At 58.5% G+C, this 14,953-nt stretch carries 14 protein-coding genes and 1 tRNA gene; 9 read left to right on the top strand and 6 right to left on the bottom strand.

All coding sequences use genetic code 11. The annotated features are described in order from the left end of the window. Positions 1-81 precede the first annotated feature (81 nt). Genes GNP00_RS13585 through GNP00_RS13575 form a run of 3 tightly spaced genes read left to right on the top strand, consistent with a single transcriptional unit; the run spans position 82 to position 2,516 of the window. Positions 82-795: an ABC transporter permease gene (locus GNP00_RS13585; RefSeq protein WP_011580902.1), complete on the top strand. Its 714-nt coding sequence runs from the start codon at positions 82-84 to the stop codon at positions 793-795. Beyond that, the gene (locus GNP00_RS13580; RefSeq protein ID WP_041544669.1) at positions 792-1,622 is read left to right on the top strand and encodes an ABC transporter permease; all 831 of its coding nucleotides are present in this window, start codon (positions 792-794) and stop codon (positions 1,620-1,622) included. Before GNP00_RS13585 ends, GNP00_RS13580 begins: the two co-directional genes overlap by 4 nt. Before the next feature lie 24 nt (positions 1,623-1,646). Continuing rightward, positions 1,647-2,516, top strand: coding sequence for an NAD(P)-dependent oxidoreductase (locus GNP00_RS13575; protein ID WP_011580904.1), 870 nt, complete (start codon positions 1,647-1,649; stop codon positions 2,514-2,516). A 47-nt stretch (positions 2,517-2,563) separates the two neighbouring features. Here the strand turns inward: GNP00_RS13575 and GNP00_RS13570 are convergent, their stop codons facing one another. From GNP00_RS13570 to GNP00_RS13560, 3 genes are all read right to left on the bottom strand, one after another. Next, a complete protein-coding gene (locus tag GNP00_RS13570) occupies positions 2,564-3,055 on the bottom strand; it encodes an Lrp/AsnC family transcriptional regulator (RefSeq protein WP_011580905.1) in 492 nt (163 codons plus the stop codon). 107 nt (positions 3,056-3,162) lie between these two features. After that, a complete protein-coding gene (locus tag GNP00_RS13565) occupies positions 3,163-4,695 on the bottom strand; it encodes a TrkH family potassium uptake protein (protein WP_246259445.1) in 1,533 nt (510 codons plus the stop codon). 239 nt (positions 4,696-4,934) lie between these two features. Next, on the bottom strand, positions 4,935-5,141 hold the full coding sequence (locus GNP00_RS13560) for a sugar phosphorylase (protein WP_166016095.1): 207 nt from the start codon (positions 5,139-5,141) through the stop codon (positions 4,935-4,937). Between the two features lie 205 nt (positions 5,142-5,346). Here GNP00_RS13560 and GNP00_RS13555 point away from each other — a divergent pair, with 205 nt between their 5' ends. From GNP00_RS13555 to GNP00_RS13535, 5 genes are all read left to right on the top strand, one after another. Then, positions 5,347-6,021 (top strand): protein-L-isoaspartate O-methyltransferase family protein, encoded by a 675-nt coding sequence (locus GNP00_RS13555; RefSeq protein ID WP_166016093.1) that lies wholly within the window; start codon positions 5,347-5,349, stop codon positions 6,019-6,021. Positions 6,022-6,188: 167 nt separating this feature from the next. Beyond that, on the top strand, positions 6,189-7,574 hold the full coding sequence (locus tag GNP00_RS13550; protein WP_011580908.1) for a TolC family outer membrane protein: 1,386 nt from the start codon (positions 6,189-6,191) through the stop codon (positions 7,572-7,574). A 170-nt stretch (positions 7,575-7,744) separates the two neighbouring features. Continuing rightward, positions 7,745-8,395, top strand: coding sequence for a PopZ family protein (locus tag GNP00_RS13545; protein WP_041544671.1), 651 nt, complete (start codon positions 7,745-7,747; stop codon positions 8,393-8,395). A 193-nt stretch (positions 8,396-8,588) separates the two neighbouring features. Beyond that, entirely contained in the window at positions 8,589-11,369 is a 2,781-nt protein-coding gene (locus GNP00_RS13540; RefSeq protein ID WP_011580910.1) for a valine--tRNA ligase, read from the top strand. Between the two features lie 290 nt (positions 11,370-11,659). Beyond that, the gene (locus GNP00_RS13535; protein WP_011580911.1) at positions 11,660-12,811 is read left to right on the top strand and encodes an outer membrane protein transport protein; all 1,152 of its coding nucleotides are present in this window, start codon (positions 11,660-11,662) and stop codon (positions 12,809-12,811) included. Between the two features lie 263 nt (positions 12,812-13,074). On the opposite strand, the gene GNP00_RS13530 is transcribed toward GNP00_RS13535, so the two are convergent. Next, positions 13,075-13,401, bottom strand: coding sequence for a hypothetical protein (locus GNP00_RS13530; RefSeq protein WP_041544672.1), 327 nt, complete (start codon positions 13,399-13,401; stop codon positions 13,075-13,077). Between the two features lie 262 nt (positions 13,402-13,663). On the opposite strand from GNP00_RS13530, the gene GNP00_RS13525 reads away from it, so the two are divergent. Next, positions 13,664-14,164, top strand: a complete 501-nt coding sequence (locus GNP00_RS13525; protein ID WP_166016090.1) for an acyloxyacyl hydrolase — start codon at positions 13,664-13,666, stop codon at positions 14,162-14,164. Between the two features lie 45 nt (positions 14,165-14,209). Here GNP00_RS13525 and GNP00_RS13520 read toward each other — a convergent pair whose 3' ends face one another. Next, positions 14,210-14,458, bottom strand: coding sequence for a hypothetical protein (locus GNP00_RS13520; protein WP_011580914.1), 249 nt, complete (start codon positions 14,456-14,458; stop codon positions 14,210-14,212). A 47-nt stretch (positions 14,459-14,505) separates the two neighbouring features. Then, a tRNA-Ser gene (locus GNP00_RS13515) sits at positions 14,506-14,595 on the bottom strand. Positions 14,596-14,953 lie beyond the last annotated feature (358 nt).

Raw genomic sequence — 14,953 nt, 5'->3', positions numbered from 1 at the left:
ACGCAGTTCAACACGCGGGTTCCCGCTGAAGAAGCCAACTGGCGTCGTTGGCATTGAGGTAATGACGGGCACGACCGGGAGATGAATGGCGTTCTGACCCTCCTTAGTTTCGGCCCGGCAGGGTGGGGTGACGAAATCGCCTTGGGTGTGCTCGTCACCATTTCGCTGGCGCTCGTGACCCTTCCATTCGGCCTTGCAGCCGGTTTCACGGTCGCGCTTGCAAAGACATCGGAGGAGCCTAGCCTTAGGCTTGCGGCCAATATCTACACCACAATTTTCCGCGGCTTGCCTGAGCTATTGACGCTATTCCTGGTCTTTTACGGCGCGCAGATCGCGGTGCAGCAGATCACGCGCGTTCTGGGCGCAACTGCCACCATAGAGATCAACGCTTTCGTGGCCGGTATCGTGGCGCTCGGGGCGGTTTTTTCCGCTTACGCCAGCGAAGTGTTCGTATCCGCCTTCCGCGCCATTCCGCGCGGCCAATACGAGGGTGCATACGCGGTGGGGCTTTCCCGCCGGCGCACCATGCAGCTGGTCATCTTGCCGCAACTTATCCGGCTGGCTTTACCGGGCCTCTCCAATCTGTGGCTTATCCTTCTTAAAGAGACTTCGCTGGTGTCTGTCATCGGGCTTGCCGATATCCTGCGCCAGACGGGCATTGCGGCCCGCGTGAGCAAGGAAGCCTTTCTGTTCTTCGGCATTGCCTGCCTGCTTTATCTCGGCCTTTCCGTTCTCTCTTCCTTTGCGTTCTCGGCTATCGAGCGGCGGGTTTCTTCCAGCGGGCCGTCGCGATGAGCCTTCCCCGCACGGCAGAGCTGGACGATATGCCGCCACCCCTGCCGGTCAGGCGTTGGACCTTGGCACGCATTACAGGCCTAGTGCTGCTAAGCGGATGGGTGCTGCTTGGCTTGGGAGTGCTCTATTTTCTGCTAAATTCCTGGAATCCGGAGCTCATTTCGCGATACACACCGAATTATGTTTCCGGTCTTTGGGTCACCATCCAGCTTGTAGTGATCTCTATTTTGGCAGGCGCCGTCCTATCGGTCCCTATCGCCGTTGGACGCCGAGCCGAAAGCCGGGTAATTTCATCCCTCGCTTATGCATATGTCTATTTCTTCCGCGGCACCCCCCTGCTTGCACAGACGTTTCTCATTTATTACGGTCTCGGCTCCTTCCGGCCGCAACTGGAGGCCGTTGGGCTTTGGACCTTCTTCCGCGATGCTTGGTTCTGCGCCATCTTCGCCTTCACGCTCAATACCGCAGCTTACCAAGCTGAGATCCTGCGCGGAGCGGTAGAAAGCGTTGGCCGCGGCCAATGGGAGGCGGCAGCCGCTCTTGCCTTCTCGCGATGGCAGACTTTGCGGAAGATCATCTTGCCTCAGGCTTTGCTGGTTGCGCTACGGCCGTATGGAAACGAAATCATTCTGATGATCAAGGGATCCGCTATCGTGGCGATCATCACAGTGTATGATCTGATGGGTGAGACGCGCCGCGCCTTCTCCCGGACCTTCGACTTTCAGACATATATCTGGGCCGCGCTCATCTATCTCGTACTCGTTGAATTGCTGCGGATCGCGACTGAGCGCATTGAGCGCCGACTGACGCGACATCTGGGCCGCTAACTTTGCACAAGGAGGAACAGCCGAATGGCGAAAATTGCATTCATCGGGCTTGGCGTAATGGGCTACCCCATGGCCGCACATCTGAAAAACCGCGGCGGCCATGATGTGACGGTCTACAACCGCACAACCGCAAAGGCGGAAAAATGGGTGGGCGAGCATGGCGGGGCACTGGCGGAGACGCCGGCCGAAGCCGCAAAGGATAAGGATTTCGTTTTCGCCTGTGTCGGCAACGATGAGGACCTGCGAGGGGTCACCACCGGGCCCGAAGGCGCATTCCGAACAATGAAGCAGGGTTCGATCTTCATCGACAATACCACCGCGTCTGCCGAAGTAGCTCGGGAACTTGCTGCTGATGCGGAGAAGCGCGGTTGCTCCTTCATCGACGCGCCTGTTTCCGGCGGCCAAGCCGGTGCGGAAAACGGCGCCCTTACCGTAATGTGCGGCGGCGATAAGGCAGCATTCGAAAAGGCAAAGCCGGTGATCGAAGCCTATGCCCGCATGGTTGGCCTGATGGGGCCATCAGGCGCCGGGCAGCTGACCAAGATGGTGAACCAGATCTGCATTGCAGGCCTCGTGCAAGGTCTCGCGGAAGGCATTCATTTTGGCAAGAAGGCCGGCCTTGATATCGAGCAGGTGGTAGGGGTGATCTCAAAAGGGGCCGCTGGTTCCTGGCAGATGGAGAACCGCCACAAGACGATGAATGAAGGCCGGTATGATTTCGGTTTCGCCGTCGATTGGATGCGCAAGGATCTTGAAATCTGCCTTGCCGAGGCCGACCGCAACGGAGCCAAGCTGCCGATCACCGCGCTCATCGATCAGTTCTATAAGGAAGTTCAGGAGATGGGCGGCCGCCGCTGGGACACATCCTCGCTGCTGGCGCGGCTTGAGAGATAAGAAAAGGTGGAAAAGGCCCGACCTATTCGGGCCATTTTCTTAGACCGTTAAACCGCTGCGCTTGCAGATTCCTTGTCGAGCACAAGATAGTCGAGCGGCAATTCAGTCGTGTACTTGATCTGCTCCATGGCGAAGGCAGAGGACACGTCCCGGATCTCGATCTTGGAGATAAGCTTCTTATAGAAGGCGTCGTAAGCCGCGATGTCCGGCACGACGACGCGCAGCAGATAGTCGACGTCGCCGCTCATGCGATAGAATTCCACCACCTCCGGGAACTCTTTGATCACCTCGGAAAACCGGCGTAGCCACTCATGGCTATGCGCATTCGTGCGAATGGACACGAAGACCGTCACTCGCGCGTTCACCTTGGCCGGATCGAGCAGCGCCACCCGCCTGCGGATCACGCCTTCTTCTTCCAGCTTCTGGATCCTTCTCCAGCATGGTGTGGTCGAAAGTCCGACTTTCTTTGCTATGTCCGCCACCGCGAGCGTGGCGTTCTCCTGCAGCAGACGGAGTATTTTTCGATCAAGGCGATCCATGGAATTCTCCATTAGAATTATATTTCTGGAATGGACCCATTTCGACCGAAAAACAATAACAATTTTCTCATGAAGCCAAAACACCCTTCGCCTTTCAGGGCTTCCCGTTAGGCGCGCCAGAAGGTCGGCGTAAAAACGACAAGCACGGCAAAAATCTCAAGCCGCCCCAGTAGCATGGCGACAATCAGCACCCACTTGGCATAATCGCTGAGCGGGAGGAAATTGCCTGCAGGCCCGACGATTGGGCCAATTCCCGGTCCGACATTTGAGATTGCAGTCAGCATCGAGCTAGCGGCGGTCACAAGATCGAGATTGCTCGCCGCCAGTGCGATTGTGCCAGCGGTCCAAAGGGCAATGTAGGCAATAAAAAAAAGGACAATCGACCGCTGCATTTCCGCGTCCACGGCACGGTTGCCGTATCTGAGCGGTTGCACCGAACTGCCGTAAATCAGGATACGCAGTTCGTTCCGCAGCATGCGTCCAAGAATGAAGAAGCGGTATGCCTTGATTCCACCGGTTGTCGAACCGGAACAGCCTCCCAGGAACGTAGCAAAAAAAGCAATCGTGACGGCGAATGGTCCCCAGAGTGTGTAGTCCTCGCTGGCGAAGCCTGTCGTGCTGACGATGGACGTGATGTTGAAAGCAGCCGTGGTCACCGCTTCGGCGAATGGGACGTCATCGGCGATCCGTCTCTGCACGGCAAGGGCCAGGACAATGACGACCAGATAGCCGAGGAAGACGCGGATCTGCGGATCACGAAGGGCATCAAGCCTTCCCTGCACCACGAACAGGATGAGGATTGAAAAGGGAAGGGCACCCAGGATCATGAAGATAGTGCTCACCCACAGCAGTACATTGTTGTCTTCAAAAAAGCCGAAGGAAGCATCATGCGTTGAAAACCCGCCCGTGGCGAGCGTGGTCATGGCGTGGTTGATTGCGTCGAAGGTGCTCATTCCGGCGGCCGCATAGGCGATGGCGCACACCCCCGTCAGGAAAACGTAAACGCCTATAAGCGCGCGAAGGAAGCTCTTCAAACGCTCGAAGGGCCGGTCCTCGATATCGGACGACTCGATGCGGAAATAGGAAAACCCGCCGACATTCAGCATCGGTAGAAGAAAGAGTCCCAGCACGACGACGCCCAATCCGCCCATCCACTGCAGGAGCGAGCGCCAGAGCAGCACGCCAGGAGGAAGAGTGTCGAGACCGACGACCACCGTGGAGCCAGTGGTCGTGATTGCGGAAACGGATTCGAAAACCGCATCGGCGAAATCGAGCTTCAGCGATGCAGCATAAAGCGGCAAGGCGCCGACAATCCCCAAGGTCGACCACAAGACCACGACGACTATGAAGGCCAGCCGTGTCGAGCGAACCGGCGTCCTGTCCCGCGTCGCCGCCGCCACCGTCAGCGCAATGGCCCCCGTGGTGAAGGCGCAGACGGCAAAGACCTGCCAATCGCTATGACCGTAATAAAGGTCGACTGCCGCCGGAATGAGCATCGCCCCGGCGATATAGATCGAAAAGATAGAGGCCACATAAGCGGCGGCCCGGATTATTGCGCCGTGCACTTGGATGGTTTCCAGATTGATGCTTGGTTTCGGTCTGAGTTCGCGACGCTCCCCATGCTCCTTTAATTCCAGCATGGTTGATGACGGGGCATCGCCGGCTGATCACTCCCGGGGTAAAATGGATCCATGGATACCGTGGCTTTCAAAACGATCGGCACGGTTCGCAATAATACTTTCGGTGGCCGAAGGCCAGCACGACGCGGACTTCAAGCGGTCAGACATGTGAAAAGATAACCTGCAAACGCAGAAAGACCGCGGCTTGGCCCAGGCGGCGCAGCCCTGCCCAAATTTGCAGCGATTCACCGGCGGAGCGCCTACCAGCGGATAACAATGACTTTTTCGTTTCCCTCGGCAAGCTCGACCGCCTCAGGCCGATTGTCCTTCCGCATACCTGTGCGCGCGTTTTCGACCAGGTCGACGGAAATGATGTCGGCAGCGAAGGCTTCATCGACCTCGGCAACGAAAATGGGAGCGTCTTGAGGTAGATCTTTAAGCTTCTCCACAAGCTCACGGACTTTCACGGGCAGTCTCCTTTTCCCTTTGGAACGGCGAAGGCCGAAGCCGGTTCCCGGCGCCTCGCGAATACCCGCGCGATCTTCGTACGCCCTTTCTGTTGATTGACCGCCACGCCATTTTTTGCCACATCACGGGCGCAGCCCAACCAGGGATGGCAAGAGTCGGAAGTGAACTGTGGTGCGCGACGCGCGCAGGATCGGGAATACCAAAATGAATGCCGATTTTTCAGTGCAGCGCGAGACCATGATCGAGGGGCAGCTGCGCACTCAGGATGTAACGAATGTGCCTCTGATCCAGGCCATGCGTGAGATTCCTCGCGAAGCATTTGTGCCGAGCCGCCGCAAGACACTTGCCTATATGGATGAGGACCTGGAAATTTCCCCGGCATCCGGAGGAAATCCGCCGCGCTACCTCATGGAACCCGCCCGCTTCGGCAAATTGGTACAGCTAGCGGAGGTGCGATCGAGCGACCTTGTGCTCGATGTCGGATGTGCGACCGGCTATTCCGCAGCGGTTTTGTCCAAGATCGCAAGCTTCGTGGTCGCGCTGGAGTGCGATTCTGCTCTTGCGGAAACGGCGTCCTCGTTGCTCACCGAGCTCGGTTGCATGAACACTACCGTCGTTACCGGGGCGCTGAACGAGGGTTACGTGAATGAATCCCCTTATGATGTAATTTTCATCGGGGGCGGCGTGGATTATGTTCCTGATTCGTTACTTGCTCAGTTGGCCGAAGGAGGGCGCCTGGTTGCGGTGATCGGAAGGGGGAATGCGGCAAGAGCCCATCTCTTCCTGAAGGAAGGATGCTTGCTGTCGTCGCGCGCCGACTTCAATGCTGCCGTGAAGCCCTTGCCGGGCTTCGAGATCGAAAAAGGATTCGTATTTTAATCTTTGATCGGAGCGTTGTTGCTGAAGCGCAACGGATTTGATCAGTTAGATGGTGTAACGTCCTGCCTATGTGGGGCGAGTCCGTCGATTTGGGGGAACACCTCCCGGCCGCTACGCCAGAAACAGCTGGACGTCACGGACGTCCGAATCAGGAGGTGAGGTAGGTCGTGACATTCTTGCGAAGCCGTATTGTGGCTGCCTTGGCTGCGACATCTGTGATTTTGTCCCCGCTTCCGGCGAGTGCAGAAACGATCCTCGGAGCGCTGACGAAAGCCTACCAGAACAATTCCAGCCTGAACTCATCGCGCGCGACCGTCCGCGTAACGGATGAAAATGTTGCGATCGCCAAATCCGGAATGCGGCCCAGGGTGAGCGGCACCGGTTCTTTGCAGCTGCAGAATCGGGACAGCACCGAGATTCGCACAGGGCAGTTCGGCATCTCGCTTCAACAGCCGATCTTTGATGGATTTCAGACGCATAATAACGTGCGCGCATCCGAGGCGCAGGTTCGCGCCGCAAACGAAAGTTTGCGCAATGACGAACTGAACCTGCTTCTCAACGCCGCGATAGCCTATATGGATGTGATCCGCGACAGGCAGATCGCCGCGCTGCGGTCAGAAAACCTTCAATTCCTCGAAGAGCAGGTCCGATCCGCTCGTTCGCGGCTGGATGTGGGCGAGGGCACGCGTACGGATGTGGCGCAGGCGGAAGCCAGCCGGCAATTGGCGCTGGCCCAGCTTGCGGCGGCAAGGGCGCAGGCGGCAGCAAGTGCCGCGACCTATCGTCAGCTGGTGGGAGATGATCCGGGAACCCTCGAGGCCCCTGAACCGCTGAGCCGATTGCTTCCGGCCGGGATCGATCAAGCCACGGCCATCGCACTTGCAGAACATCCGGCGATCGCGGCCAGGCTTCACCAGGTCGACGCTGCAGCCTTCAGCGTGAAGTCCGCGGAAGGTACGCTCCTGCCCAACCTCTCTGCATCGGCCAGCCTCACGACGACCCGGACCGACACTTCCGGTGCGGCTGGCGCTGGCGGCCTTGCCGGCTCGAACGATGGCACCCAGAACAGTGCCTCGATCGGGCTCAACCTCACAATTCCGATTTACCAGGGTGGCGAAGCTTCCGCCCGCGTCCGGCAATCAAAGGAATCGCTTGGCAAAGCGCGGATTGACGTGGACGTTACCCGTGATCAGGTGCGACAGGCTGTGACGTCCGCATGGACACAATATCAGGCCGCAAGGGAGGCACTGGCTGCAAACCGCGAGCAGGTGAATGCAGCCAGGCTTGCCTTGAGCGGCGTCATCGAGGAACGCGATGTCGGTCAGCGTACGACGCTGGACGTCCTCAATTCGCAGGCCGATGTCATCGACGCGCGCATAGAGCTTGTCAACGCGCAGCGTAACGTCGTCGTGGCGAGCTACGCTATCGTTTCTGCTATTGGGCGCCTTTCTCCATCCAGATTGGGTCTCAACGTCGCAACCTATGACCCGCAAGAGCACTACAACGCCGTCAAGGACAAGTGGTACGGCTTGAGGACGCCGGACGGGCGCTGATAAACCTTCCATAACCGTTTTGCCCCGTTCTTGGTCATTTCTGTGCGAAAAGAGCGCGAACCTTCTTGCAGGGATTCTCACCCGCGCGTGCCTTCGCTAGGCTAAGATCATGATTCGAAACGGTCTCGTGCTCGATAGGGGCAGGGGACGAACATGAGAACGGCGGCACGATGGCACAGGCAAGCACCGCACAACAGCGTGAGCCCTCGATGGAGGAAATTCTCGCATCGATCCGGCGCATCATAGAGGACAGTGAAACTGGGCGTAAGGACGAGGCTCCTCGCGACCATGAAACCGCGTTCCGCAGCCTCGCCGATCTTGAGGGCTTTCGTTCTCTGGCACCTTCTGCCGTTGCGCCGCTCAGCCCGGAGTCCACTTATGAGCCGGCACAGGACCAATCCGAATGGACGGAAGAGACCTCTCAGCCAAATAATGAATCGGCCGCGGCGGAAGGGTTCGAATCAGATGCAGACGAGGAGGAGGATTTTCCCATTCCCGTTGCTGCGAACGCGCAAATGCCTCCGGCGGAAGGCCAGGGTGCTCCTCAGGGGTACCAGCAGCAGGCCGTAAATCCGGCATTGCACCCCCAGTCTGCCGAATTGGAACGTCGACCGATCATTTCGCGGCTTCCGGGGCGCAAGGTGGCAGCCGCGTTTGAAGAACTCAATGAGGCGCTCATCGCGAACCGGCGGAAGACGCTTGACCAAATGGCGGAGGAGATGCTGCAGCCAATGTTGCAGGATTGGCTGGACAACAATCTGCCGCAACTGGTCGAACGTCTCGTTCGCGAGGAGATCGAGCGCATTGCTCGAGGCATTTAAGGGCTGGCAGTAACAGCGGTTTTCCCACCGTTGACGAGCGGCCGCGCAGTTGCACGAACCACTTGTCGCACAGCGTGGTTGCAGAATGCTGCACTGTTGACACGTTCGCACCCTTCGGCTTTACACCCAGCACCACAGAGCAGTTGCAGAATAGCTGCAACGCGGCGCAGTCGCCGAAGCACGGACCAATTCTATGCTGGAAAAAACCTACGACGCGGCCGGTGTCGAGCCGAGAATTTCGGAACGCTGGGAGGAAGAGGGGGCGTTCAGGGCAGGCGCAGGCGCCGAGCGAGGTGCTGAAGCGTTCACGATCGTCATCCCGCCGCCCAATGTAACCGGCTCGCTCCATATGGGGCACGCGCTCAACAACACCCTGCAGGACATCATGGTCCGTTTCGAGCGCATGCGCGGCAAGAACGTGCTTTGGCAGCCCGGAATGGACCATGCCGGAATCGCAACTCAGATGGTGGTCGAGCGGCAGCTTATGGAGCGGCAGATTCACCGCCGCGACCTTGGCCGCGAAAGTTTCGTGGAAAAGGTCTGGGAGTGGAAGGAGCAATCCGGCGGAACCATCCTGACGCAATTGAAGCGGCTCGGTGCCTCCTGCGACTGGTCCCGTGAGCGCTTCACGATGGACGAAGGTCTGTCTTCGGCGGTTATCGAGGTCTTTGTTTCCCTCTACAAACAAGGCTTGATCTACAAGGACAAACGTCTCGTCAATTGGGACCCCAAGCTTCTGACCGCCATTTCCGATGTCGAGGTGGAGCAGATCGAGATCAAGGGAAATCTCTGGCACCTGCGTTATCCCATTGAGGGAATGCCCTTTGATGCGGATGACCCCTCCACATTCATTACCGTTGCCACGACCCGGCCCGAAACCATGCTCGGCGATACCGGCGTGGCGGTGCATCCCAGCGACGAGCGCTACCAGCATTTAATCGGGAAGCATGTGCTTCTTCCCATTGTCGGGCGCAGAATTCCCATCGTGGCGGACGAGTATTCCGACCCCGAGAAAGGTAGCGGTGCAGTCAAGATCACGCCCGCGCACGATTTCAACGATTTTGAAGTGGGCAAGCGCCATGGCCTGCGCATCATCAACGTGATGATGCCGGACGCGTCCATCAACATTCTTGACAATGAGGATTTCCTGGAAGGGCTCGCGCCGACGGACGCACAGCGCCAGCTTTGGCAGCAACTTCAAGGCGTCGAACGCTTCGAAGCGCGTAAGCGGATCGTCGCAACGATGGAGGAGGGCGGTTATCTCGCCAAGATTGAGCCACACACCCATGCCGTTCCCCATGGCGACCGCGGCGGCGTGCCCATCGAGCCATTCCTCACCGATCAATGGTATGTCGATGCGAAGACGCTTGCCCGGCCGGCGATCGAGGCCGTGCGAGCGGGTCGTACCGTTTTTGTGCCCAAGAATTGGGAAAAGACCTATTTCGATTGGATGGAAAACATCCAGCCCTGGTGCATTTCACGGCAGCTTTGGTGGGGTCACCAGATTCCTGCCTGGTATGGGCCCGACGGCCAGGTATTCGTGGAGAAGGATGAGGAAGCGGCCCTGGAAGCGGCTATACAGCATTATCTCTCACATGAGGGACCCTGGAAGGCATGGGTGGAAGAGAAGCTGGAGAACTTCCAGCCGGGAGAGATCCTGACGCGTGACGAGGATGTCCTCGATACCTGGTTTTCTTCGGCGCTCTGGCCATTCTCCACCCTTGGTTGGCCCGAAAAGACCAAGGAGCTTGCTACCTACTATCCAACCTCGGTGCTGGTGACCGGCTTCGACATCATCTTCTTCTGGGTGGCGAGGATGATGATGATGGGCCTTCACTTCACCGGCAGGGAGCCCTTCCATACCGTCTATGTCCACGCGCTTGTGCGTGACAAGAACGGCGCCAAGATGTCGAAGTCCAAGGGCAACGTCATCGATCCCCTGGAACTCATCGATCAATATGGGGCGGACGCACTACGCTTCACGCTCGCCATTATGGCAGCGCAGGGCAGGGACGTGAAACTCGACCCGGCTCGGGTGGCGGGCTACCGCAATTTCGGGACAAAGCTCTGGAATGCGACGCGCTTTGCGCAGATGAACGGTGTGGCGCGGGATGCCAATTTCCAGCCGGAGCAGGCCAAGCTTGCCGTCAATCGGTGGATCTTGACGGAGCTGACCCGCGCGAGCCGTGCGATTACAGAGGGCATTACCTCCTACCGCTTCAACGATGCGGCGGGCGGAGCATATCGCTTCGTCTGGAGTCTCTTCTGCGATTGGTATCTCGAGTTGTTGAAGCCTGTTTTCGCGGGGGACGACGAGACGGCGAAGGCGGAAGCGCGCGCTTGTGTCGCCTATGTCCTGGACGAGATATACAAGCTCCTGCATCCGATGATGCCGTTCATCACCGAGGAGCTCTGGTCATTGACCGGCGGCGAGGGCGGCCGCCCGGATGTTCTCGCGCTTACGCGCTGGCCCAAGCTGGCTTTTGAGGACAAGGCCGCCGCGGAGGATGTCAACTGGCTGATCGACCTCGTTTCGGGAATTCGCTCCGTTCGCTCGGAGATGAATGTGCCCCCCGCTGCCGTCGCGCCACTTATTGCGGTGGGAGCCGACGCGACGACGCGTGAAAGGCTCGCGCGGCATGAGCCCGCAATCCGCCGTCTGTCGCGCGTGGGCGAGCTTGGGTTTGCCGGCGAGCCTCCAAAGGGCTCGGCACAGCTTGTCATAGGCGAGGCGACCTTTTGCCTGCCGCTCGGAGACCTCATCGATCTCAAGGCAGAGGTGTCAAGGCTGGAGAAGGAAGTCGCCCGGATGAGCAATGAGATCGATCGCCTGGAAAAGAAGCTTGGTAACGACAAGTTCGTGGCGAACGCTCCGGAGGAAATCGTTGCGGCGGAACGGGAAAAGCTTGCCGAATTCTCCGAGTCCAGGTCGCGTCTGGCCGTCGCTCTGGCGCAGGTGCGGAGCGGGATGTGAGGCGGTCCTCTCGAGATTAGCAACTGCGCGCTTTTACGGCGCGCAGTTCAGATTTCCCCTCCATGTTGCCCTACTGCAACATGCCTTTTTTAGAGGGTTTCCTGCTTCCACAGCCCGGATTTAAAGGAGTTTAGGGTTCGGGCCCTTAAATGGAGCCCACGGCTTCAGGAATACCAAGTATCCATTAAGCTATTATCCTCACAAAATTTTAGTTCTCAACATCGCAAATGGCCTAATCGGTGGCCGCGCTATCATTTCGGCGATAGTGTCGCACCAATGGAGGGGCTCGTATGCGATTCAGTCATCTTGCATACTCATTTGTGGTTTTCCCATTTATCGTCGGCAGCGCTCAAGCCGGAGGGTTCTCGCGAGGCACCGCGGATACGGACATCCTCTTCGAGGAGGGGAACGTCAATTTCCGTGCTGGGGCCTATATTGCCGTGCCCCATCAGGAATATCGCGCCGCACCGCTGGCGGCTCCCAATCCGGCGCTAATCGGCGAAAATTACCTTGACACCTATGTCATCCCGTCGGCGGCCGTAAAGTTCGGCGTCGATGACAAGTTTGCATGCGCGGGAACCTATACGGATTCCAATGGCGCCAGCTCCAGCTTCGCGGTCCCTTACGGCGTTAGCGGTAAGCTATCGGAGTCCTTCATCGTGACCGAGTTCGGCGCAACGTGCGCCGCGTTCTTCGACATGGGTCGAGGGCGCCTCTCGCTGTTGGGGGGAGCCTTTATCGAAAAGCTCGATTACACCCTTGATGCGCTACCCACTTTGCCCGGCTTGGGACCAGTCCCGATGGAGATCGGCCTCGACAGCGACGCTTATGGCTGGCGCGCCGGTATCGGCTATGAGATTCCGGATATCGCCCTTCGCGCGCAGCTTCTTTATCGCTCTGGCACAACTCACAATGCCACCGGCTCCGGCGGAACACCCCTTATTCCCGGGGCCGAGCTGCCGGCTTTTGCCACGGGTGAACTACCGCAAAGCGTGGAATTGAGGCTTCAATCCGGCATTGCGCCAGGGTGGCTGGCTTTCGGTTCGGTCAAATGGACAGATTGGTCTGTCAACGAGACGCTTGACCTCTCTGTTTCGACCGGCATTCCCGGCATCGGCGACTTGAAAAGCCGGAACGAATATTACTGGCGGGATGGCTGGACGATTACCGGCGGCGTTGGGCACGCCTTCAACGAAAGAGTGTCGGGCCTTGTCAGTCTCCAGTGGGACCGCGGCGTGAGTACCGGCTATGACCTGCGCAAGGACAAATGGCTGCTTGCCGCAGGCGCCAGCCTAAAGGATCAGTGGGGCGGCGAATTGCGGCTTGGAGGCGGCATCTCCTATCTCTCCTCCGCCGAAATCACTGAAGGCGTTGAAACCGGTGCCGCGGTGGATGCGGGCTGGGCTGCACTCTTTTCCGCCAGTTACAGCGTTAAATGGTGACCACTGGATTGCATCTGGTGCCACCAGTCTTGGTCAGGCATCGCCGACAATCACCGTAACCCGTCCTGAGCCGCCACAATCCCGGCAGGGTCTACCGTCGACTTTACCGGTTCCAGAACAGCGCCTGCAGATATTTTCGGCCGATTGCCTGGTCCCCGGTTCAGTCTCGTCGCCCGGCGCCTTCTTTTTGGCCATCGGTTCCGCTCCTGTTGATAAAATAGAAGGCGTCAGGTCCAGATCGCAATCCCGGTCTGTGGCGAGCCTCAGGCTCCCCCAATCGGCGTGATCACCTTGCCGGAGCCGCCGCAATCGGGGCAGGGGCTTCCGCCAATTTCACCGGAGCCCCGGCAGCGCCGACAGATATTTTCACCCGCACCGGGCGTGCCCTCCGGCACCGCATCCGGATTGCCAGCCTGTTGGCCCGACGTCAGCTTTTCCGGCTTCAACGACTCCCGAGCACGGGCGACTTGTGCTTCGTCGGTGCTCAGCGCGTGCCCGCTATCGTCGGGCAATCCTTCACCGGTTTGGGCGATGCTTTCGTCCACTGGCCTGTCGTTCGCGCCCGTCGTTATCTTTCGTTTCCCAGCCATGTTTCTCTCCATGACTGCCTAACGCACGAAGACCGGAATTGGTGCGCCTCGCGCTGTCGTTTTTCTTGGCTATTCGGGGGTATGCCGCCTTCGCCGCCCAGCTCAATCTCTGATAGACTTTGCACGAATCGGGGCACGCTTAGGCTGACATGCCTATACCGTCCCCTTCGATCGAGACGGTGGGGGAAAAATGCGGGGTCGTTTCCTCTTTTGCCTGCTTCAAATAGGGGCAGCGCTTCCTTCGAACACACATGCAGAGGAGATGCCTACGAGGTTTCTGCAGCCCGGCATCCATTCCGACTGGCGGGAGCTGCGCTTCGGCGTGATGGCCTATGACCGCGGCTTCTTTTCAACTGATGATTTCAGCGGCACGGTCATCAATGGCGAGTTCTTGTTCAGCGCCCCCGCCTTTCTGGAGCGCATCGGCTCACCGCGTCCCTATATCGGTTTCGATGCGGCCATTGCCGATGACCCGATCCATTTTGCCTATGCAGGCCTTAGCTGGGATTTCCACCTCGTCGGCAACTTTTATCTGAGTGCCAGCCTGGGCGGCGCCGTAACAACGGCTAAGAATTTGGACGATCCGACCACCTATAAGGCTCTGGGATGCCGGGCTCTTTTTCATTTGGGCGCGGCTATCGGATATGATGTGGGTGAGCGCTGGACGCTGCAGGCCTACACAGACCATTTCTCCAACGCGAGCCTATGCGGTGACAACAACGGCGCCGAAGCCACAGGCCTGCGGATCGGCTATCGCTTCTGAAGCGCCAGCATTATCAACCATCGCTGCCTGTGAAGTTCTCCAGCCTCAAAACGCCAGGATGAGCGTTGCCGCGATGCTCATGAGAATCGATACAGCAAGAAAGGCGATATAGGACTTCGGTCGGTCGAAAAAGATTGCGTAGCCGGCAAGCCATGCCGCAGCCCCGGCTCCCAGGGAGAACAGGAAGCCGTCGCGTTCGCCGAAGGCGATGGTCGCGGCCATCAGGCCACCGATCGTAATGGCTCCGAATGCGATGATAACGGCGACCGCATATGCCTCAAAGCTATCGTTCATGATCGTCCCTTTGAAAGCGTTCGGTTCCTGACCGCTTCAGCGGTTTGTGGCGGAGGGAGTGGGATTCGAACCCACGGTGGACTCGCGCCCACGCCGGTTTTCAAGACCGGTGCCTTAAACCGCTCGGCCATCCCTCCAAACGTTGATTTCGTTGGCTTTTCTGGTCTTCCGGTGGAGCAATTTCACGCTGCTACCATTTTGCTGCCGAACGCATTTTACCATTGAGCCTTTACCGCGCCTCCAATTGCCGCGTCAACTCGTTCCGCTGGTTCTCTCCGCATTCTCGGCATCTTGTGCATAGAGGTTACGGCGATGTGTCGGGCGGATGAAGCTTCGACTGGGTGTGCACGATCCTACCGATAAATGCTGCTCAATTCCAAAATCCCTATTAGAGGCTCTGGTTATCCGATGGCATGTAGAACCGGCCCCACAAGGATTTTCTGCCATGCCGCTTCCCGCCCGTTCGCTTTCCTTGCCGTGCATCTCCTCAGTTGG

The organism is Chelativorans multitrophicus (genome assembly GCF_011317445.1).
GTDB classification, from domain to species: domain Bacteria; phylum Pseudomonadota; class Alphaproteobacteria; order Rhizobiales; family Rhizobiaceae; genus Chelativorans; species Chelativorans multitrophicus.
Note: the sequence above shows the minus strand (reverse complement) of the source record. Positions and strands in the feature narration are given on the sequence as shown.